The sequence below is a fragment of the Desulfobaculum senezii genome (assembly GCF_054657395.1).
Genome location: NZ_BAAHYU010000002.1, coordinates 340,748 through 361,286, shown reverse-complemented (window position 1 = coordinate 361,286; position 20,539 = coordinate 340,748). Strand labels below are relative to the sequence as shown.

Annotated in this window: 16 protein-coding genes; 9 read left to right on the top strand and 7 right to left on the bottom strand. The window is 61.5% G+C overall.

Features of this window, described 5'->3' with window-relative positions; all coding sequences use genetic code 11:
• The first annotated feature begins 4 nt into the window (after positions 1-4).
• The 6 genes from ACYQ2T_RS02380 (at position 5) to ACYQ2T_RS02355 (ending at position 5,864) form a co-directional block, all read left to right on the top strand.
• The gene (locus ACYQ2T_RS02380; RefSeq protein WP_459898139.1) at positions 5-895 is read left to right on the top strand and encodes a LysR family transcriptional regulator; all 891 of its coding nucleotides are present in this window, start codon (positions 5-7) and stop codon (positions 893-895) included.
• Positions 896-1,012: 117 nt separating this feature from the next.
• On the top strand, positions 1,013-1,480 hold the full coding sequence (locus ACYQ2T_RS02375) for a CreA family protein (protein WP_459898137.1): 468 nt from the start codon (positions 1,013-1,015) through the stop codon (positions 1,478-1,480).
• 134 nt (positions 1,481-1,614) lie between these two features.
• Positions 1,615-2,850 (top strand): ISL3 family transposase, encoded by a 1,236-nt coding sequence (locus ACYQ2T_RS02370; RefSeq protein WP_459897527.1) that lies wholly within the window; start codon positions 1,615-1,617, stop codon positions 2,848-2,850.
• A 171-nt stretch (positions 2,851-3,021) separates the two neighbouring features.
• Entirely contained in the window at positions 3,022-3,855 is an 834-nt protein-coding gene (locus ACYQ2T_RS02365; protein WP_459898135.1) for a methyltransferase domain-containing protein, read from the top strand.
• A 243-nt stretch (positions 3,856-4,098) separates the two neighbouring features.
• The gene (locus tag ACYQ2T_RS02360; RefSeq protein ID WP_459898133.1) at positions 4,099-5,094 is read left to right on the top strand and encodes an amidoligase family protein; all 996 of its coding nucleotides are present in this window, start codon (positions 4,099-4,101) and stop codon (positions 5,092-5,094) included.
• Positions 5,095-5,096: 2 nt separating this feature from the next.
• On the top strand, positions 5,097-5,864 hold the full coding sequence (locus tag ACYQ2T_RS02355; protein WP_459898131.1) for a gamma-glutamyl-gamma-aminobutyrate hydrolase family protein: 768 nt from the start codon (positions 5,097-5,099) through the stop codon (positions 5,862-5,864).
• A 50-nt stretch (positions 5,865-5,914) separates the two neighbouring features.
• Here ACYQ2T_RS02355 and ACYQ2T_RS02350 read toward each other — a convergent pair whose 3' ends face one another.
• The 7 genes from ACYQ2T_RS02350 to rfbC all read right to left on the bottom strand — a co-directional run bounded on the left by ACYQ2T_RS02350 (position 5,915) and on the right by rfbC (position 14,739).
• Positions 5,915-7,120, bottom strand: a complete 1,206-nt coding sequence (locus tag ACYQ2T_RS02350; RefSeq protein WP_459898129.1) for a mercury methylation corrinoid protein HgcA — start codon at positions 7,118-7,120, stop codon at positions 5,915-5,917.
• 526 nt (positions 7,121-7,646) lie between these two features.
• Positions 7,647-8,942, bottom strand: coding sequence for a menaquinone reductase integral membrane subunit QrcD (gene qrcD, locus ACYQ2T_RS02345; RefSeq protein ID WP_459898127.1), 1,296 nt, complete (start codon positions 8,940-8,942; stop codon positions 7,647-7,649).
• Entirely contained in the window at positions 8,935-9,756 is an 822-nt protein-coding gene (locus ACYQ2T_RS02340; RefSeq protein WP_404846238.1) for a 4Fe-4S dicluster domain-containing protein, read from the bottom strand. Before ACYQ2T_RS02340 ends, qrcD begins: the two co-directional genes overlap by 8 nt.
• A gap of 15 nt (positions 9,757-9,771) precedes the next feature.
• The gene (gene qrcB, locus ACYQ2T_RS02335) at positions 9,772-11,802 is read right to left on the bottom strand and encodes a menaquinone reductase molybdopterin-binding-like subunit QrcB (protein WP_459898124.1); all 2,031 of its coding nucleotides are present in this window, start codon (positions 11,800-11,802) and stop codon (positions 9,772-9,774) included.
• A gap of 15 nt (positions 11,803-11,817) precedes the next feature.
• Positions 11,818-12,420: a menaquinone reductase multiheme cytochrome c subunit QrcA gene (qrcA, locus tag ACYQ2T_RS02330; protein WP_459898122.1), complete on the bottom strand. Its 603-nt coding sequence runs from the start codon at positions 12,418-12,420 to the stop codon at positions 11,818-11,820.
• 264 nt (positions 12,421-12,684) lie between these two features.
• A complete protein-coding gene (locus tag ACYQ2T_RS02325) occupies positions 12,685-14,127 on the bottom strand; it encodes a mannose-1-phosphate guanylyltransferase/mannose-6-phosphate isomerase (protein WP_459898120.1) in 1,443 nt (480 codons plus the stop codon).
• Positions 14,128-14,175: 48 nt separating this feature from the next.
• Positions 14,176-14,739, bottom strand: coding sequence for a dTDP-4-dehydrorhamnose 3,5-epimerase (gene rfbC / locus ACYQ2T_RS02320; RefSeq protein WP_459898118.1), 564 nt, complete (start codon positions 14,737-14,739; stop codon positions 14,176-14,178).
• Positions 14,740-14,938: 199 nt separating this feature from the next.
• Between rfbC and ACYQ2T_RS02315 the strand changes: the two genes are divergently transcribed.
• The 3 genes from ACYQ2T_RS02315 to ACYQ2T_RS02305 all read left to right on the top strand — a co-directional run bounded on the left by ACYQ2T_RS02315 (position 14,939) and on the right by ACYQ2T_RS02305 (position 20,508).
• Positions 14,939-17,704, top strand: a complete 2,766-nt coding sequence (locus ACYQ2T_RS02315) for a PAS domain S-box protein (protein ID WP_459898116.1) — start codon at positions 14,939-14,941, stop codon at positions 17,702-17,704.
• Positions 17,705-18,094: 390 nt separating this feature from the next.
• Positions 18,095-19,435, top strand: coding sequence for a tetratricopeptide repeat-containing serine protease family protein (locus ACYQ2T_RS02310; RefSeq protein WP_459898114.1), 1,341 nt, complete (start codon positions 18,095-18,097; stop codon positions 19,433-19,435).
• A gap of 23 nt (positions 19,436-19,458) precedes the next feature.
• Positions 19,459-20,508, top strand: a complete 1,050-nt coding sequence (locus ACYQ2T_RS02305; RefSeq protein ID WP_459898112.1) for an extracellular solute-binding protein — start codon at positions 19,459-19,461, stop codon at positions 20,506-20,508.
• Positions 20,509-20,539 lie beyond the last annotated feature (31 nt).

Genomic DNA, 20,539 nt, shown 5'->3' with positions numbered 1-20,539 from the left:
CATCATGATTTCGTTCAATTTCACGCATCTGCAATGCTTTGCCGCTGCGGCGGAGACGGGGTCGTTTTCGGCGGCGGGGCGGCGCCTTGGCAAGGCGCAGTCCGGCGTCAGCACGGCTGTGGCCAATCTGGAAATCGACCTTGGCACCCAGCTGTTCGACAGAAGCCGCAAGTACCTTCGCCTCACCAAGGAGGGCGAAGCCCTGCTGCGCGACGCCCAAAGCGTCATCCGCGGCGCGGAGCGGCTGGAGGACCGGGCGCTGTCCTTCTGCGCGGAGGAAGACACGCACATCCGCATCGCCCTTGATGAAGCCCTGTATCCAAACTTCATCGAGCATGTGCTTGGTCCGTTTGAAGCCCGCTTTCCCTTTACGGAGCTGGACCTGCTGACGGGCATCTTCAACGATGTTGAGGACTACGTGGCATCCGGCATGGCGGACATCGGACTTGTGGTAAGTGCAGGCATCCCCAAACGCCTGGAGACCTACACCCTGCTCTCGTACCTGCCTTTTCAGGCCGCGGCGTCCGCCACGCATCCCCTTACCCGCAAGGAAGGGGTCACCCTCGGCAACCTTGAGGACGAGCGCCAACTCGTGGTCACCAGCCGCACGGCGGAAAAGGACACCGAGGTGACCCACTTCAGCCAAAAGCGCTGGCTGGTGGACAGCTACGCCACGTGCGCCGCCCTTGTGGAACGCCGCCTCGGCTGGGCCTTTTTCCCATCCAGCATCCTCGCCACCGTGATGGCGGAGCGCAACATCGTCCCCATTTCACTAGAGTTGGAACTGCGCGAGCACGCCTCGCCCCTGTACCTCATCCGCTCCCCACACAAGACGCTGGGCAAAGCTGGGCAGTGGCTCCTGCGTAAGCTGGGGGACTTTCACAAAACCACCTAGCGCCGCGCGCCAACAGGCACGCACAATTTGACACCACGGCCCGATTGCCCCAGAACAACACAGTCTTCATCCGGCACGGCTCCCGGCCGTCCACCGTCCTATAACCCGAGAGGCATCATGCGTATCCGCCACATTTGTGTTTTGACTCTGCTTTTTCTGCTTTGCGCCGCACCCAGCTTCGCAAGCGACGCCCGCGTTGTGGGCGAGGTCTCCACAGAATGGAAAATGCTCGGCCCCGACCACACCATCAAGATTTTCTCCTTTGACGACCCGGACATCCCGCAGGTGACCTGCTACCTGTCCCGCGCCATGAAGGGCGGCATCAAGGGCGCCTTTGGCGTGGCAGAGGACAAAGCCAGCTCGTCCATTACCTGCGTGCTGACGGGCAAGGTTGATGAAGCAAGGCTCCGGCAGCTGGAACAAGGCGAAGAGGTCTTCTCCCAGCGCGCGTCGTTCATCTTCAAAAGCATCAAGGTGGTGCGGTTTATCGACTTTGAAAAAGGCGTCATCACCTACCTGACCTACAGCCGCAAGGTTATCAGCGGCTCCCACAAAAATTCCGTCGCCGCCGTCTGCTACAAATAACCCCGGCGCGCCATAGCCCATTAAAAAAAGGTTCATCTCCCAATTCCGGGGGAAACATAAAAAATTGAGGACAACGGAAACCCTCAGTAATCTCGACAGTTGCACAACAGACGAGAGCTACAAGGAGGGCACCGTTGTCCAAGGGCAAGATTACCCGGTTGTTGGGAGACTGGAAAGGGTATCGTGTTGGAACTGTTCAGCGCCTTGAAGCCAGCGAAGCTCGGAAGCACCCCGAAGTCTGGATCGAGTTGATTCCAATCAGGCGAAGGCGAATGAGATGCAGCGGGTGCGGCAGGCTTGTCTGCGCAGTTCACGACTATGTCGAACGCTGGGTTCGTGACTTGCCTGTATTCGACGCGGCAACGCATTTGCTCGTTATCCGGCGTCGGGTCCATTGTCCCGTCTGTGGACCAAAGCTGGAGCAGCTTCCTTGGCTCGACAGGTATTCGCGTGTCACAAGGCGGCTGGCCGAGTCCGTTGTTCGGCTCTGCCGCATACTTCCCATTAAGCACATCGCGGAATGCTACGGCCTGAACTGGAAGACCGTGAAGACAATCGACAAGCGGTACCTAGCGGAAAAACTCAATCCCATTGACTTGAAAGGCGTCAAGGTTGTCGCAATGGATGAGTTTGCCATCCGCAAAGGACATCGCTACGCCACGATCATCGTCGAGCCTTACACCAAGCGGGTTCTGTGGGTAGGAAGAGGCAACAGCCGGGAGAGCATCCGACCATTCTTTGAACTGCTTGGCCGTGATGGTTGTGCCCGAATTGAGGCCGTTGCAATGGACATGAACGGTGCGTATGCCGCCGAGGTGAAGGCGCAATGCCCGAAAGCCGAGATCGTCTACGATCTATTTCATGTCGTTGCCAAGTATGGCCGAGAAGTAATCGACCGCGTCCGAAACGATGAGGCCAATCGCCTCAATCATGACAAAGACGCCCGTAAGGTTGTCAAAGGCTCACGATGGCTGCTCCTGCGCAACAGGCGGAATCTCATGCGACAGGAAGATCGAATCCGGCTCTATGACCTGCTTCGAGCCAACAAAAATTTGATGAAGGTTTATATCCTCAAGGAGGATTTGAAGCGACTCTGGGACTACCGATACTCCAAAGCTGCCAAGCGATTTTGGAAAGGTTGGTACCGCCGCGCCATGCAAAGCCGAGTCGAGCCGCTCATTAAATTCGCTAAGCGCCTCAAACCCTACATCTCGGGCATTATCTCACACTGCCGATATCCGCTACACACCAGCCTACTCGAAGGGATCAACAACAAGATCAAGGTGATCAAACGGATGGCCTACGGCTTTCTCGACGACGAGTACTTCTTTCTCAAAATCAGAGCAGCCTTCCCCGGAATTGGGAGATGAACCTAAAAAAAGCCCCCATCTTGGGGGCTTTTGTGTTGTGTACCACGCGTGTGTGGGGTTCGCGCACTGCCACCCCGGTATATAACTTGCTTCCTCTTCCTCACGCGGCGTGCCCGTCAGTTTCCCGTCGATACTGCGCATCCACAAACACACCAAGTCCAGTGAGGAACCATGTCCGCCCTGCATCCTGATTACCATATTCATCTGGCAACACAGGCCCTCAAGGCCCACGACGCCACCACGGCCTACGCGCACCTGAAAACCGCCCAAGTCCTCGCCCCGGACGCCGTAGACCACGCCCTGCTCCAGCGCCTGCATGCCAACGAAGCCACACGAAAAACCATGCCTCTTCCAACCTATGTCCGTTTGGAGCGCGCAGCGCAGGTCATCCGGGACCTCCACGGTGCGGACAATGACGAGTTCTCCGTCCTTGATATTGGCGGGGGCAAGGGGCTGCTGTCCCACTTTCTTGGCAATGCCGACTATATGCTGTGCGAGCCGCAGGAAAATACGCTGTTGGCGCACACAGTGCAGCAATTGGGGCGAACCTTTGACTTTGTCGTCTCCGTCCATGTTCTGGAGCACGTCCCCGCGGCAGACCGGGCCCAATTTCTGACGGACCTCCTTGCACTTGCTGGACAGGCCGTTATCCTCATTGTCCCCATTGCGGTAAAAGGGTTCGACAAGAACGAAGTTGAGCGCCTGATTTACAAACACCGGGGCGCTCCATGGGCCAAGGAGCACCTCGAATGCGGCCTCCCCTCCCGCGAAAGCATCCTTGAACTGGGAGAACACGTTGGCGCGCAGGTCCGCGAATATCCCGGGGCAGATGGGCTGGCGAGCATGCTGGGCTTTTTCTTCGATGATTTGGGAGCACTTTCCCGGAACCCTGCCGTTACCGCTTATTTCAAGGATGTTGACGCCTTTTTCAAAAACAACACTCATTTATTTCAAGCCTCCGTCCCTACTGGTGATCACATTTTCGTCTTCACCAAGGACGCCTAAAGACGGACAGACGTCGCCATCACCTCCACATATCAAAAAGCCCCTCCTGAGGGGCTTTTTTCGTCCCGCCGCGTCAACGACGCCCTTTAAAGGGCACGCCGACCTGCAAATGCCAGTGGCTGGCGGCTTTTCCGCGCCCGGTTGCGTCCTGCCCGGATTCATGTGTATGTCTAGGTGATTCCATGTTCTTGGCGCCCACGCGCCAAGGGCGCCACGCAGACAACACCGACAGGACATACACATATGACACAAATGCCCATGCCCCCCGTCACCACAACGCAGGACAACGCCCTGCGCCGGGTGGGCTTTGAATACGAAATGGCAGGACTCACCCCCGACACCGCCGCCGACTGCATCATCAGGCTGTTCGGCGGCCGCAAGGTGGAGCGCAATCCCTTTGATATCACCGTCACGGACACCCCGTATGGCGACTTTGCGACGGAGATGGACGCCACCCTCCTCAAGAACCAAAAGTACAAGACCATCCTTGAAACAATGGGCCTCGACATTTCGAAGTTCATTGACGAGGACAGGCTGGACCATCTGGTGCTGGAGACCTCGCAAAACATTGTGCCGTGCGAGATAGCCACACCGCCCCTGCCGCTGGACAAGCTCCACGTGGCCGAAGAACTGCGTCAGGCCCTGCACGAGCAGGACGCCAAGGGCACCAAGGCGTCCATCCTCTACGCCTTTGGCTTTCAGATGAATCCCGAAATGCCGGAAGTCACCACCGAGGCGGCACTGCGCTATCTGCGCGCCTTCCTGCTCCTTGAAGACTGGATGAAGGAAACGCTGAACGTGGACCTTACGCGCCGCATGACGCCCTTTGTGGATTCCTTCCCCGAGGATTACAAGGCGCTGGTCCTCAGTCCCGACTACGCCCCGGACCTGCAGCATCTTGTGGTGGACTACCTGACCCACAACCCCACGCGAAACCGCACCCTTGATATGCTGCCGCTGTTCTGCTTTATGGACCGCTCCATCCTGGAGGCGGCCACGCTGGACATGCACCTCATCAAGGCGCGCCCCGCCCTGCACTACCGCCTGCCCAACTGCCTCATCGACGACCCGACGTGGACCGTGGCGGCGGAGTGGGACATGTGGCTGCACGTGGAGCGCCTCGCCAGTGACGAGAAGCGCCTTGGCGAAATGGCCGAAGCCTTCATGCACCTGCACGGCACGCCCCTCAGCGCGCTGACCCGGCCATGGGCCGCACATGTGCGGGAGATGATGGAGTAGCCATGCGTCCGACGGTTTGGGTCACGGCCCCGCGCCGAGGCGGCTTGGGGCCGTGGCTGTTTACATGGCTCTGCCTGCGGCTTGCCGGAGCGCGCCCCATTCGGGTTGTGCCCGGCGGGCCGCTGCCGGACGCGCCCATGGACGCGCTGGTCATCGGCGGCGGCGCGGACGTGGACCCAAGCCTCTACGGCGAACAGCCCGCCCCGCCCCCGCATGTGGCCCCACACCATAGGCGCTACTGGGGCACGCGGCTCTTGCTCTCGCCCTTTATCTACATCCTGCGGCGGCTTCTCAGCCTCAAGCGCTCCACCTCCTCCGGCAAGGACCGCGACGAACTGGAAACCCGCCTGCTCCACCGCGCCGAGGACCTGCGCTGTCCCGTGCTTGGCATCTGCCGCGGCGCCCAGCTGCTCAACGTCTTCCACGGCGGCACCCTGCACCGCGACCTTGAAGCCTTCTATACGGAAACGGTGCAGATGCGCACCATCCTGCCCCGCAAATCCGTCACCGTGGACCACACCACGCTGCTCTACCGCCTTGTGTCCTCCCGCCTCCTGTGGGTGAACGCCCTGCACAAGCAAGCCGTGGACAAGCTGGGCGATGGCATCCGCGTGTGCGCGCGCGAGGAGAGCGGCGTCATCCAAGGCGTGGAGCACACCGGGCGCGACTTTGTCCTTGGCGTGCAGTGGCACCCGGAATTTCTCTACCACCTGCGCGCCCACCGGGGCATCTGGCGCGGGCTGGTACGCGCCGCAAAAAAAGAGGGATAGCCGTCTCCGGCCATCCCTCTTCGCTTTCATCTCTCGCAGTCTTCGCCGCGCTATCCAAGAAAACGCGATGCCCCCCACAGCACGGCCCACACCGCGCCGCCAATGCACTGCCCAAGGAGCGGGCGGCGGCAGACGGTCACAGGACCCATGGCTGCGCCGATGGGCGTCAGCCGGGCAAAATCGCGCGCCAGCCAGCTGCTGGCACTCACAATCAACGTGCCAAGGGCCACCACATCAAGCGCGGACAGCGCTTCCGGCAGCATGGGGAGCGTCACGCACGCGGCAACAGCGCCCATGCCAAGGCCCTTGTAGGTCAGCCTGCCGCCGGGCAGCACCGGCAGCAGGAGCGGCACGGCCACACTCCCCGCGGCAAGAGCGGCAACAGCCGCCCACACCACACCCAGCATCCGCGACCACGCGGCATCAAAATCAAACACATCCGGCCCCATGCCCGACAGCACAAAGGCGACAACGGCAAACAGGGCAAGCGGCCGCAGTAGCGCGTGCAGCTGACGCGGAATGCGCACCATGCGCTCGGCCAAGGTGAAGGTCGTTTCCTGCATGGGCACGGTGGCAACGCCGCCGTTTTCAAAAAATCCCTGCCAGTCCTTGGTCCGCCGGGGACCGTACACCAGCGAAAAACCGCTCTGGCCCATGACAATGTCGGCATCAAGGCGGTGCTCGACGGATTGGGGCACATACACGCGGCGGTGGCTGACCACATCGTGCAGGCGCGAGGCCCGCACCGCGTGCACCAGCGCCGGGACGGAATACAGGTGCCGCTCGTCAGCCTTCCATGAATCCTTGCGCGTGGCGTCAAAAACAAGCAGCCACGCGTCAATGCCGGAAAGCTCCTTGCGCAGGACATCAAAGGACATTTTGCGGTTCGGCACGGCCAGCACCGGTGCTTCCTCATCGGGGAAGCCCACGCAGTACAGCCCCGGGGCCACAACATGCGAGGCCCGCAGCACGCCAAGCCCGGCAAGGACCATCTCGCCCATGTCGCGCAGGGAAAGATAGGGCTTGACCCGCGGCACGTGGCGGCGCCCAACCTTAATAAATTCCTTTACAAAGGGGCACAGGGTAAACCCCGCCCGCTGCTGCGGCGGAAAGTCCACGCGTGTATGCGGGCCCTTGCCCGGTTCCTCGCCCCAAATGGCGGCCCGAGGATCAATGAGACAATACGCTCCTTCCATGGAGGACACATCGTCCTCACGCTTATGGATTGTGGAGTATTGCTCCTCATTCTGTCCCATTCTGCTTTTCCTTCTCAACCACCGCACTGCGGTGACGTCTGAACAACTCTCGTCGTCATATGCGCTGGCGAGCGTGTCCGCCCGCACAAAAAAAAGAACGCCCACACCACGGACGGCATCCGCCATCCGGGCACGGTGCGTCGTCTTCAGGCTTTTCACTTGGCTTCTGGCCCGGGGCGCTGTGGCCCGCGCGGGCACGGCCGGGCACTCCCGCCCAACCTCCGCCACGATTCGTCTTTGGCGGCGCAAAAATTTTCTCGGCACGCGTAGGTTGTCTTCCGCATACCGGACGGGGAGCTCCGGCCTCTTTCGTCCGGGGCTCGCCTCCAGGAGACCAGCGGCAGAGCGCGGCCCGTGCGGGTCCGGCACCAAAGCCCGTCCGCCGCAGTATTCACCGGACATCCTGCTGCATCGTGCCTTGACGATAGACGCTCCCCAACCTTCCGTCAATATGAAGCAATCCCCATCGCAAAAAGGCCCGACCGGATTTCCGGTCGGGCCTTGAAGACGGGTCGGGCAGGGGCGTTTAGGCTGTCGCCGTTGCCTCCGCGTCGTCCTTCTGCTCAACCGGAGCCGCCATGCGGGGCTTGGCGTTCAGCTCCTTCTCCTGCGGGAACACAGGCAGGTAGCGGTAGGACAGGGACAGAACGAGCATGCCGTAGGCAACAACGCCAAGGCAGGGTGCCCACTCAGCCCAGTTCGGGATGTAGTTGTACCACTGGTCAAAGGGCATAACCGGGATAGCCAGCGCCTGAACGGTGAAGACGTAACGGTTCAGCGTGACGCCGGTGCAGTTCAGGATAGCGGCGGTGTACAGCAGGCCCGGAGTGTTGCGGAAGCGGGGCACCATCAGCAGGATGGCGGGCAGAACGCCGCACAGGCCCAGCTCAATCCACAACAGGCTTTCGCCGTAGCCAAGGCCGCTGTTGAACATCTGATCCCACGTCAAGCCGGAGCGCGGCAGCACGTCGGCGGCCCAAGCCCAAGTGTCGGCAAACTTGAAGAACAGATACAGGCACAGCATGGTACCGCCAATGCGGCACATGAGTTTCTTGACCTTGTAATCCACAAGGGTCTTGCCGGTAAGCAGCTCCATGATCTTCACGACCAGCACGGAGAAGCAGGGACCAGCAGCCACAGCGGACAGCACGAACAGGAAGAACGTCCACGGCCAGATGAAGAACCCGTCACGCAGGATGTAGGGGCGGCCAAAGAGGACGCCGTACATGCCGCCAAGGGAACCCTGGTGGAAGGTGGACAGGAACGCGCCGATACCGGCGATGAGCGGCATAACCACATGCAGGTTGTGCGCGAGGTTGTGCAGGTAAGGAATCTCGTTGAGCTTCCTGTTCTCAAGGATGTTCGGCACAAACTCAATAGCCAGCACCATGAGGTAACAGGTGATGCAGAACATCACTTCCGTCAGCATGGAGTGGACGTTGGCGTGCCAGTAGCCGAACCACGAGCGCAGCGGCTGCCCCACGTCCAGCGCCAGAACAAGCATAGCGCCGGAGTAGCAGATGAAGCCGACAATGACCGTGAGGTTAACAATCTTCTCAAGCTCCTTGATGTCGAGGATGTACTTGAGCAGACCGGTGAAGAAGGCTCCGGCGCCGAGGGCGATGACCGCAAGGTCAAACGTGATCCACAGGCCGAACCCGAAGTAGTTGTCCAGAGCGGTACGGGCCAGTCCGTCCGGCACGAGAATCATAAAGAACTCGTACAGACCGGCGGCCAGCAGCACACCGACGAACCCGAGCCAAAGCAGGAACTTGCCGAGCGAGCACCGCTCGACGCCTTCAGGCCAAAGAGCTCTATCCATTGTGACCTCCATTGCCGTGGGCTACGGGGCCCGGTTCGTTTTCAAGGTAGTTGTCACCCTGTCGACGCACCCACTCGCGCTTACTCATGTAGTACACCTGCGGGTCAGTGCCCAGGCGCTCAAGCAGGCGGAAGGTGTAGGGGCTGCGAGCCAGCTCGTACACCTTATGCTCGGGGTTCTTCACATCGCCAAAGGTGATGGCGCCGGTGGGGCAGGCCTCGGCGCAGGCGGGGATGTAGGCATCCTCGGGCAGCGCGTTCGGGTCCTCGCCAGCCACGCGGGCGGCGTCCTTGGCGTACATCCAACGGTGGTGGCAGAAGTTGCACTTTTCCACAACGCCGCGCGAACGCACGGAGACGTTGGGGGTCAGCTGCTTTTCCATGCCTTCGGGGTACACGGGCTGGTCCCAGTTGAACACACGGGCGTGGTAAGGGCAGGAGGCCATGCAGTATCTGCAGCCAAAACAGCGGGGGTAGATCTGGCTGACGATGCCGCCGTTTTCATTTTTGTCCGTCGCCGTTGCCGGGCAGACGGTCACACAGGACGGCATGCCGCACTGCATGCACGGACGCGGCAGGAAGGCGCTGTCATGCGCGCTGCCCTGCTTGCCGTTGGACAGTTCATAGATGGTGATCCACTCCAGCTTCTTGAAGCGGGTGGGGAAGCCCTTTCCGGCGATGCGGTCAAGCTGCTGACGCTGGGGGGCGATATTATTTTCTTTGTTGCAGGCCACAGTACACGCGCCGCAGCCCGTGCACTTGTCTATGTCGATGACCATGCCCCATCTGATCGGGAATTCTTTGAATGCTGACATGATGCGTTCCTCTTTTTATGCGTGGGCGATCTCGACCAGGGTCTTGGACCATGCGGTCATACCGGTCTCGGGCTCGTCGGTTGCGGCGAGCAGTTTGAAGGCATTATCGCCCAGACCGCGGGAGAACTCGTCCCAAGCGGTGTGTCCAAGGCCCAGAGGAGCCGCCACAACACCGGTCATCACCTTCTCCGTGATGGCCACCTGAGCGGTCATCTTGCCGCCGGGGCCGGAGAGGCGGACCGTCTGCCCCGCCTTGACGCCGCAGGTGCGGGCCGTCTTGGCGTTCATCTGCACCATGCAGTCGGTTTCGCGAACGGTGGAGACGTTCAGCGGGGGAAGAGCGACCTTGTCAGTGCCAAGGTTGGTCTTCACGATGGGAGCCAGCGCCAGAGCGCCAGTGCCCATGGTGGCCGGACCGTCAATGGCACATGCGGCCAGATTCAGCTGCTTCGGCGTGCTGCTGGATGCGGTGAAGGTCTGTCCCCTCTTGAGGCCGCGCCAGGATGCGCCGAGGGCTTCGGCTTTGGCCTTCAGCACTTCGCGGAAGTTCCGGTAGCCAAGGTCCATGCCCAGCGTCCCGGCAAGGCTCAGGGCGACGTCCGCGCCGTGGCGGGTGTCGAAGGCCTTCTTCGCAACGGGGGTGTTCACATTGTAGGTGGCTTCAGCCGCACCGTACGGAGTGTACACGTCGTCGTAGCGTTCCACGGTCATGGACGCGGGCAGCACAAGGTCGGCCTCGGCGGCGGTCTCGTCCATGAAGGAGCTGATGGTGGCAACGAAGGGCACCTTCTTCATGGCGCCGCTCAGCTGCTCGGGCAGGGCGTAGGCCGGGTTGGCGTCGTAGACGACCATGGCGTCCACGCTGTCCTTGCCAGCGGCAACGCGCTGCATAAAGCCGACAAAGTCGCCTTCGTACATGGCGGAGCGGGACACGGCGCCGGGCACCACAACAGGAGCGTCGGCAACGGCCTTTACGCCGCCGGTAGCGCCGACGCGGCCCAGCAGGGCGTTGAGGCCAAGGGCGGCAAGCTGGATGCTTGCGCCGCCACCGCCGAGGAACTCGGAACCAGCAACCACGAGGGGACGCTTGGCGCTTTTGAGTTCCGCAGCCATGCGCTGCAGGTCGCGGGCACGCACACCGGTCTCGCGTTCAACGCGGGCGGGAGTGTAGGCCGCAACCTTGCGGGCAAAGGCATTAAAGCCGGAGAAGCTGGCGGTCATGCCGTCCTGCACCAGCAGGTTGGCCAGACCAAGCGCGATGGGAGCGGCCATGCCGGGGCCAGCCTGCACCCATTCGTCACAGACCACAGCGGTATTGTTCTGCACCGGACCGGCGTAGACGTACTTGGCCGTGGCGGGCTTGCCGGAGGGATGCGTTGCGGAGAACGCCTGCGCATTGCGGACCGCCGTGCCGGAGGACTCCAGCGCGTCGGCGCCCAGGAACAGGACATGGTCCGCGTTCTTGATGTCGTACCCGACCTGACCTTCGCCGCCCATCATCTTCCACGCACGCGATGCGCTCTGCGCCTCGCCGTTGGTGAGGAAGAACTGGCCGTCAAGGTTCGCCACGAGGGCGTTGAAGATTTCACTCGCGGAGCCGGTTTCGTCACCGCACACGGCAGCGACTTTACCTTTGGCTGCGCCAACCTTCTCGGCCAGCAGGGCTTCGGCCTCGTCCCAGCTGATGGGCTGATGGCCGGTTGCCGTCTTCTTCATGGGGGTCTTCACGCGGGAGGGGCTGTACAGCAGTCCAACTTCCGCCGCCGCCATGGAGGGGATGGCACCTTTGCCCAGGGGATGGTCGGGATTGCCGGCCACACCGATGGGCTGGCCGTCTACAGTGGCGACACGGATGCCGGCACCGGAGGGGTCCATCTTGGATGCGAGTTCAGAGAAATATATAGCCCTTTTGGGGACTTTAGGATTCCACTTCCAATTCTGCGTCCAAATCGACACGTCGTCCGTCAGCTTCCACGGGATGGGGGTAATCATCAGCCCAGCCGTGGCACCTGCGGAGAACGTCAGGAAAGCTCTTCTATTCAACATTACGCCACCTCACTCTTAACGATGACAGACGTAGCAGGCGTTGCTCTGACCGCTTTCGGCATGGCAGCGCTCGCATTCCCACATCTTCATTGTTCCACGGCTGTAGGCCGGGTCCACACCAACGCCACGGCCAAAGACGATCTTATAGCCGCCGTTGGAGTAGTCCGTGAGTTTGTTCTTGTAGTACGTGGGCGGCGTATCCGACGTTTCCATGTCCGGGTGGCAGGTCGTGCAGTCCATGTCCTGGTGCGCGGCGTGCGAGAAGTACACGTTGTCCGGCTGGTACTGGTAGATCAGCCATTCCACGTCCTTCTCCTTGTTCACGTACTCCTCAACGAACTTTTCCTCGTCGGGGTCCGTGCCCAGCACGTCGTAGTGACAGTCCGCACAGGACTGCGTGGACGGGATGCCGCTGAACGAGCCGTCTTCCTTCAGGTAGTGACAGTCGTCGCAGAACATGCCCTGGTCTTCCACGTGCACGACATGGCTGAACCGGATCGGTTGCTGCATCTCGCTAAATAACACGCGGGGGAAGACCCACCATCCTACAAAGAGCATCGCCACAAATCCGACGAAGAATGGCAACGCCCCTCCACTGCTCGAAGATTTTTTCACCATGTGCTCTCGCCTCATCCTTAGGTAGAATGTTTTGACCGCCGGGTCCCCCCCGGTCTCTTCCCGGTCACGGGAAACGACTGCCCTAAGGCCCTCGCCACAGCCCCAAGGCAGACGCCCCACCCCGGGCACCAAAATGCCGGAGTGCGATTTCCGCCGTGGGACAAAAATCCTTAAAAATTCCCATTATGACCGAGGCAGTTCTAGGCATGAGAACCTAGACGTGTCAAGGCCTAATGAAAAAATTCACGAACCGCGATTTCCGTTTTAGCTGACGTCCTTGGAAGCCTTTATCCGTCCGTATTCGTCGTCAAACCGGACGATGTCGTCCTCCTCCAAATACGGCCCGCTTTGGATTTCGATAATTTCCACCGGAACCTTGCCGGGATTGGCAAGCCTATGCATGGACGTCTTGGGAATATCGACGGATTGGTTTTCGTACAGGAGCATCTCGTCGTCATCCACCCGCACCTGCGCGGTGCCGCTGATGACCACCCAGTGTTCGCTGCGGTGGTGGTGCTTTTGCAGGGACAGCTTGGCCCCGGGCAGCACCTCGATGCGCTTGATTTTATAATGCGGGCCTTCCTCCAGCACGGTGTAGCTGCCCCACGGGCGGTGCACCGTCACGTGCGCCTCCACAAGGGAGCTGCCCTCACTCTTGAGGGTCCCCACCACGTCCTTGACGCGCTGGACCTTGTCCGCCGGACAAATAAGCGTGGCGTCGCGGGTCTGCACCACAATAAGCCCCTCCACCTCCACGGCGGCAAGCTTGCCCCCGCGCGACAGAAGCAGGCTGTCCTTGCAGTCCAGATTCAGCACGTCGCCGCGCACCACGTTGCCGTTTGCATCCTTGTCGCCAAGGCGGTGCAGGGCCTCCCAGCTGCCCAGGTCGTCCCAGCCAAAGTCCGCGCGCACCACGGCCTGCTGACCAACCTTCTCCATGATTCCGTAGTCCACGGAGATGTCCGGAAGTCCGGCGTAGCCGTCCACCAACGCGCGCTCGCCCCGCTGCTGCCACCACGCGTCCAGCTCGGGCTGAAACTCCGCCACGGCATCCATAAACGCCTTGATGCTGAACACGAACATCCCGCTGTTCCAGTAGTGCTCGCCATCCGCAAGGTAGCGCTTGGCGGTCTCCAAATCCGGCTTTTCCACAAAGGCCGCAACTTCGAAGCCCTCGCCCCCAAGGGACGCGCCGCGCTGAATGTAGCCGTAGCCCGTCTCGGGATAGCCCGGCGTCACGCCAAAGGTCACAAACCAGCCCTCGCGGGCAAGGCGCACGCCACGTTCCAAAGCGTCGTGCCAGACCTCGGGCTTATGAATCATATGGTCGGAGGGGAACACCGCCACCACCGCGTCAGGGTCGCGCTCAAGGGCGCGCTCCATGCCCAGCATGATGGCCGGGAGCGTATTGCGGCGCATGGGTTCGGCCAAAACCTGACCGTCCAGCCCCGTGTCCAAAGTGCGGAGCTGACTGCGCACTTCAAAGACATGCTCCTCGTTGGTGACGACCCACAGGTCCTGCGGGTCAAATATGGACAGAGACCGGGAGACGGTCTCCTGCAGCAAGGTCTGCTCGCCTGTGAGGGCAAGCAGCTGCTTGGGGTACAAACTGCGGGAATACGGCCACAGCCGCGTCCCGGAACCACCTGCCAAAACGATGGCCTGACATCCCTCCAGCCGTTTTGGCGCGGGGGTCTGCTCTGTCATGGATGCTGTCCTTGGGTCGAGTGTTTGTATGCTGTTGCCTTCCGGCCGTTACGACGCGGCGTCAAACCGGAACGGGGACGCAAAATCCCTCAGGCGTTGCAAATGCTTGTCCTTGTCGGAGAGGATGGGGTCCTGTTCCGGCCAATCAATGCCAAGGTCCGGGTCGTTCCAAAAAATGCCGGAGTCGCACTCCGGCGAGTAGAAGGCGTCCACCTTATACTGAAACTCCACCTCGTCCGTCAGCGTCAGATAGGCGTGGGCAAAGCCCTTGGGGACGAACATTTGCAGAAAATTCTCTTCGCTCAGTGTTTCGGCGTGCCACTTGCCGTAGGTGGGCGAGCCAACGCGCAGGTCCACGACCACGTCGTACACCGCGCCGCGCGTCACGCGAACGAGCTTGGACTGCGCCGCTGGCGGCGCCTGAAAGTGCAAGCCCCGCAACACGCCCCGCTTGACGGAACGCGCGTGGTTGTCCTGCACAAAATCGACCTCTATCCCGTGTTCGGCAAAAACCCGGCGGCTCCAGCTCTCAAGGAAAAATCCCCGTCCGTCGCCGTGTACTGCGGGCCTGATGATGAACAGTCCGGGAAAACCGGTCTCCTGAATTTCCACTTTTTTTCCTCCCGACATAAGAATGTCAAATCCTTACCCGAGTTTGTGGCGTGACACAACTCGCGCGCACCGCGTCCCCCCCTTCCAGACGAAGGTTTGACACGATGATTCCCATCTGCATATATCCCAAGCAGCTCACTTCAGGGACTGCGGCGCAGCACCACCTCCAACCATCACCTTCGGGACGGAGTAGACGGACATGCACGAGCACCTGCCCCCGGAACGACTCCTTGCGCGAGACGAGCGCCTTCGCGAGGAACTTCAACGCGTCACCCGCGAACGCGACGCCCTTGCCGCGTCAAAAAGCCAACTCGATTCGCTGCTTGAAGCTTCTCCATACATTTTTTATTCCGCTCCGTTCTCCGCCTACGGTCCCATCTCCGCCGTCAGCCCCAATATCACCAGCATCCTTGGCTACACTCCCGACGAGGTTGTCGCCGACCCGGACTTTTGGCGCTCCCGCATCCATCCGGACGACCCCGCGCCTGCCGTTACGGCCAAGCGTCTGCCCATTTCAGGGCGGCACACCGCCGAGTACCGCTTCCGCCACGCGGACGGCTCGTGGCGGGTGCTGCGTGATGCAATGACCCTCAGCGCCGGGGACGGCGAAACAGCAACCATCTCCGGCATTATTACGGATATTACGGACGAAGTGGCGCTTGCGCCCAAGCCCTGCGCGCCCTGCTCGCAGGACGCCCCGTGCAGCGCCCCGCGCGACGCCGCAGGGGAATGCCATTTTGCGCTCTCCCTCGCCCGGCTGGAAGACCTCCTCTCCAGCGCGCCATTTATTCTCTATTGCGTCCTCGACACCGACGGCTTTCCGGGGTTGTACATCAGCCCCAGCATCACGGACATCCTCGGCTACACGGTGGAGGAAGCGACCGGCAGTACGGAGTTTTTCCTCCAGCACATGCACCCCGACGACCTTGGGGTCATTGACGTGGAGGATGTGCTCCAGTCCCTTGGGCACCACATGGTGGAATACCGCTTCCGCCACGCCGACGGCACATGGCGCTGGATTCGTGATGACATGGTGCTGACCACCACGGCAGACGGCGAAAAACGCATTGTGGGCCTGATGATGGACGTCACCCCGCAGCGCGAAGCCGCCGTCCGGATGAAGCGGCACGATTCCTTCTTCAAGGCTATCTTCGACAGCTCGCCGTCGGGCATTCTCATCACCAACAAAGACAGCTTCATCATCGACGCCAACCGGAAAGCGGCGGAGATATTTGGGTATACCAAAGGGGAGCTGTTAGGGAAACATCCTGACGATCTCACCCACCCAGACGACTACGCCATTACCCGTGAAATCATCGATTCCATGGACAGCGTGAACGCCTCGTGCACGCTGGAAAAACGCTATCTCCACAAAAATGAGCAGCCATTCTGGGCCGATGTCCGCGTCAGCGCCATCTACACGGCATCCGGGACCAAGGAATACGCCATCGTCACCATCAACGACGTGACGGAACGCATGCATGCGCAGCAGCGCCTGCGCCGCACTGAAGAGGAAAAGCACACCATCCTCTCCACCATTTCGGAAATCGTCATCCGGCACGACCTGTCCCACACCGTGCTGTGGGGCAACGAGGCCGCCACACGCTCGCTGCACCTGAAGCAGGAGGACCTTGCCTCCCGCAAATGCTACGAACTGTGGCACAACCGCACCGCCCCCTGCGAGGGCTGCCCCGTACGCGAAGCCATCGACACAGGCGATCCCATTGCGCGCGAGATGACCACGCCGGACGGGCATGTGTGGTTTGTGACGGGCTACCCTGTCTTTGATGCGCAAGGCGCCGTCACCGGCGCCATTGAGGTGGCGCGCAACATCACCGAACAAAAATTCGCCGAAGAAGCCCTGCGCCGGTCGGAGTCCGAAAAACAGCTTATTCTGTCCACCATCACGGAGACCGTCGTCCACCAGACCGCGGACCGCCGCATCATCTGGGCCAACTCCGCCGCCGCGGACGCCGCAGGACGCGAACTGGACGACATGGTCAACAACGCCTGCCACAGCATCTTTACGGGCCGCGACACGCCCTGCCCCGGCTGTCCGGTGGAGCGCGTTCTGGAAACGGGCACCACCATGCGCAACGAAGTCACGCACGCCGACGGCTCCATCTGGGAGGTACAGTACTACGCCCTGCGCACAGGAGAGGACGAGCACGGCAGCATCCTCAAAGTCTCCCGCGAAATCACGGAGAACAAGCGCATAGAGGACAACCTGCGCCGCGCCCGCGACCTGGCGCAGGATGCCAGCACAATGAAGACGGAATTCCTCGCCAACATGAGCCACGAGCTGCGCTCGCCCCTCAACGGCGTGCTGGGCATGCTGGATGTACTGCTGGATACGGAACTGGACTACGAGCAGCGCGACTGTGTGGAAACCGCCCTGCAGGCCGGAGAAGGCCTGTTGACCATCATCAACGACATTTTGGACTTCTCCAAGTTGCAGGCGGACATGATTACCCTGTCCCACAACGAGTTCAATCTGCGGCGCACCATCCGCATGGTCATCAACACCTTTGCCCAGCAGAGCAAACGGCAGGGGCTGACCATCGGCTACACCGTGGACGACTCCATCCCCAAGATGATCATTGGCGATGAAGGCCGCATGCGCCAGATTCTGTTCAACCTTGTGGGCAACGCGGTAAAATTCACCAAAAAGGGCAGTGTGCGGGTGGACGTGCAGATGCTGCGCAAGGCCACGGCCCCCGGCTCGGCGCGTCTGCTCTTCACCGTCACGGACACAGGCATCGGCATCCCCGACGACAAGCTGGAAACCATCTTCGATCCCTTCATTCAGCTCAACAGGGGCAAATCGCGCAAGTACGAGGGCACGGGCCTTGGCCTTGGCATTGTCCGCCGCCTTGTCTCCCGCATGGGGGGCATCATTACCGTGGACAGCTGCGTGAACAAGGGCACCACCGTGGACTTTTGGGTCAACATCGCCCTGCCGTAAAACACCTCACCTCGCCTAGAGAACGCCCCAAACGCAATCAGGCGCCGCCCCGGGTACGGGGCGGCGCCTGATTGCGCGTATGATTCAATCCCGGCATGCCGGGGCATCACCTGCTAGGCAACGCAGGGCGTTGCGTTCCACACGATGATAACCGCCAGCACGAAGAGCGTCCGAAAAAGCTGTTTCATGGTGCGTCCTCCTCTGTGAATCTGGTGTTCATGCGAGGGCAGTCATAAGCGTTGCTTACGCAACAGTCAACCCCGCATTTGCATTTCTCCCCTTCCCCTGCGCTGGTCCATTCCGCGAAAATCCGCTCCCTCGTTGCCTCGACGAGAATCATAGTGGTATAGTTGCCTCCTCAACCTTTGACCAAGGCAGGCCATCGCCACCATGCCCGCACCACGACACCGCCCACACCCGCGCACCAGACGCGTCCGCGCCCTTATGGCGACGCTGGCGTGTGTGGTCGTGCTGTGCGCCCTGCCTGTGCGTGCGGCGGAGGTGTCCTTCTTTACCGCCGCGCCGCCTGCCCCCGGCGAGGAGTCGCGCCTTCGGGCCGCAGCGCGTCACGACGACAGCGAGGCGCAATTCCTGCTTGGCTTTCTGCTGGCGGGCCGTGCGGAGCGCGAAATGCGCGAGGGCTGGCACGGCAAAGGGCGCATTCTGTTCAAGGAGGCCGCAACATGGCTGCGCCGCGCCGCGCGGCAGGACCACCCCCGGGCGCAGTTTGCCCTTGGCTACCTGCACCTGCGCGGCCTTGGCGTCCCGCGTGATGCCGCCCTTGCGCGCAAATGGCTCACCACCGCCGCCCGCAAGGACATCCCCGATGCCATGCTGCTGCTGGGGACCATGGACATGCAGGGCGAAGGTGCGCGGCAAAATGTTCAGCGCGGCACAGGCCTGCTGGCCTCGGCAGGAATGGCCTTTGCGCGGGAGCGGCGCTTTGACCTCGCCCTTGAATCCGCGCGCCGCCTCAGCGCATTCCGGCCCGGTCATCCGGCGGTGAAAGTCATTGTGCAGGAGGTGGAGCAGCATGGCACCCAGCCCGAATCGCCCGACACGCTGTCCACGGGCACAGGCTGGCCCGTGGCAGAGGGATACGTTGTCACCAATTTGCACGTGGTGCGCGGACGTCCACGCATCGACCTGCTGCTTGAAGACGGCACGCGTCTGACGGCGTATGTGGCGGAAGCCGACATGCAAAGCGACCTTGTACTGCTGGGCGTTGAGGACCCATGCACCCTGCCGCCGGCCCTGCCCCTTGCGGCCCAGCCCCCCGGCCTTGGGGCCAGCGTCTTCACCATCGGCTTTCCGCAGGTCGCCATTTTTGGCGCCTCGCCCAAGCTCTCCACCGGACGCATCAGCGGCCTCAAGGGTATACAGGACGACCCGCGGACCTTCACCATCTCCGTGCCCCTTTCCAGCGGCAACAGCGGTGGTCCGCTGGTCAATGACCGCGGCGAGGTGGTAGGCGTTGTGCAGGCGGTTATTGACGCCCAGCATGTCTTCCACACCACGGGTGAACTGCCCGGAGAAATGAATTACGCCCTACGCGCGGAGTTGGTCCGCAGCCTCATTGCCCGCGCGCCGCGGCATACGGCGGGGCTTGGTGGCCGCATCAAATCCATCTTTGGGATGGGGTGCCCCGGCACGCTGTCCACGGGCGAGCGGTCTTTGGAGACCCTTGCCAGCGCTATCCAGCACTCGGTTTTGCTGGTTGTGGCGCGCTAGCCCTTCGGCGACAAGGAGTCATCATGCGCCTTTTCCTCTTGCTTCTTTTCGTCGTGTGGTCCGCGCCTGCACAGGGCGCGGAGCCGCTGCGCCTGCTGACGTGGCAGGGGTATGCTCCTCCGCGCCTTGTGGAGCGCTTCACGCAGGAAACAGGCATCAACGTCTCGGTGACCTATTCCAATAATGAAGAGATGATTCCCCTGCTGCGCGCGCCCGATGCGCCCTTTGACCTCGTTCAGCCCAGTCAGGACCGCATCGCCGGGGCGCAAAAGGCCTACGGCTTGTACCAACCCATCGACCTCGCACGCGTCAAGACCGAGCTCTTCGACCCTGTCCTGCTCTCGGCCACACTGCACCACACCAGCATTGGCACAACGCCCTACGCCGTCCCCTTCTGCTGGGGCACGTCGGGGCTTATCGTCAACACCGCCAAGGCTCCAGACGCCACGGACTACGACGCGCTCCTCGACCCCGCTTACAAAGGGCGCATCAGCTACCGCCTCAAACGCCCAACCCTCATCGCTCTGGCGTTCAGCCTTGGGGAGAACCCCTTCCACCTCTACGGCTCGCCACGGCACTACGAGGACCTCATCAGCCGCGCGGCGTCCCTGCTGATGACCAGCAAGCCCCTTGTGGCCATGTACTGGAACACCGCCGACGAACTGCGCCGCGCCATGCAGGACGAAACAGTCCACGTTGCCATGGGCTGGGACAACGACGGCTGGGCGCTCAATGACCAGAATCCCGACATCGCCTTTGTGGTGCCCGCCAGCGGCGCGCTGGGCTGGATGGACACCTTTGCCATTCCGGAAAAGGCCACCAACATTGACGGCGCCTACGCGTGGATCAATTTTATGATGCGCCCTGAAAATGCCGCCGCATTCTCCAATTTGGAATTTTTCCCCACGGCTTCACGCCATGCCCACCGCTATCTGGACGACCGCATCCGCGTCCACCACACCCGCACCTACACCCAAAGCGCGATGGCAAACATCAAATGGTACCCGCCCGTCTCCGATGAGCTGGAATCCATAGAGGCCAAAATCCTCGACAGCATCAAGCGCGCCCGCTAAAAGCACTGCGAGCACAGCGCGCAAACAGATA

Coding starts and splice junctions, on each gene's coding strand:
- ACYQ2T_RS02365 (WP_459898135.1), top strand. CDS start 3,022: ATGTCCGCCCTGCATCCTGATTACCATATTCATCTGGCAACACAGGCC.
- ACYQ2T_RS02360 (WP_459898133.1), top strand. CDS start 4,099: ATGACACAAATGCCCATGCCCCCCGTCACCACAACGCAGGACAACGCC.
- ACYQ2T_RS02325 (WP_459898120.1), bottom strand. CDS start 14,127: ATGACAGAGCAGACCCCCGCGCCAAAACGGCTGGAGGGATGTCAGGCC.
- qrcB (WP_459898124.1), bottom strand. CDS start 11,802: ATGTTGAATAGAAGAGCTTTCCTGACGTTCTCCGCAGGTGCCACGGCT.
- qrcA (WP_459898122.1), bottom strand. CDS start 12,420: ATGGTGAAAAAATCTTCGAGCAGTGGAGGGGCGTTGCCATTCTTCGTC.
- ACYQ2T_RS02315 (WP_459898116.1), top strand. CDS start 14,939: ATGCACGAGCACCTGCCCCCGGAACGACTCCTTGCGCGAGACGAGCGC.
- ACYQ2T_RS02350 (WP_459898129.1), bottom strand. CDS start 7,120: ATGGGACAGAATGAGGAGCAATACTCCACAATCCATAAGCGTGAGGAC.
- ACYQ2T_RS02380 (WP_459898139.1), top strand. CDS start 5: ATGATTTCGTTCAATTTCACGCATCTGCAATGCTTTGCCGCTGCGGCG.
- ACYQ2T_RS02305 (WP_459898112.1), top strand. CDS start 19,459: ATGCGCCTTTTCCTCTTGCTTCTTTTCGTCGTGTGGTCCGCGCCTGCA.
- ACYQ2T_RS02355 (WP_459898131.1), top strand. CDS start 5,097: ATGCGTCCGACGGTTTGGGTCACGGCCCCGCGCCGAGGCGGCTTGGGG.
- ACYQ2T_RS02340 (WP_404846238.1), bottom strand. CDS start 9,756: ATGTCAGCATTCAAAGAATTCCCGATCAGATGGGGCATGGTCATCGAC.
- ACYQ2T_RS02310 (WP_459898114.1), top strand. CDS start 18,095: ATGCCCGCACCACGACACCGCCCACACCCGCGCACCAGACGCGTCCGC.
- ACYQ2T_RS02375 (WP_459898137.1), top strand. CDS start 1,013: ATGCGTATCCGCCACATTTGTGTTTTGACTCTGCTTTTTCTGCTTTGC.
- qrcD (WP_459898127.1), bottom strand. CDS start 8,942: ATGGATAGAGCTCTTTGGCCTGAAGGCGTCGAGCGGTGCTCGCTCGGC.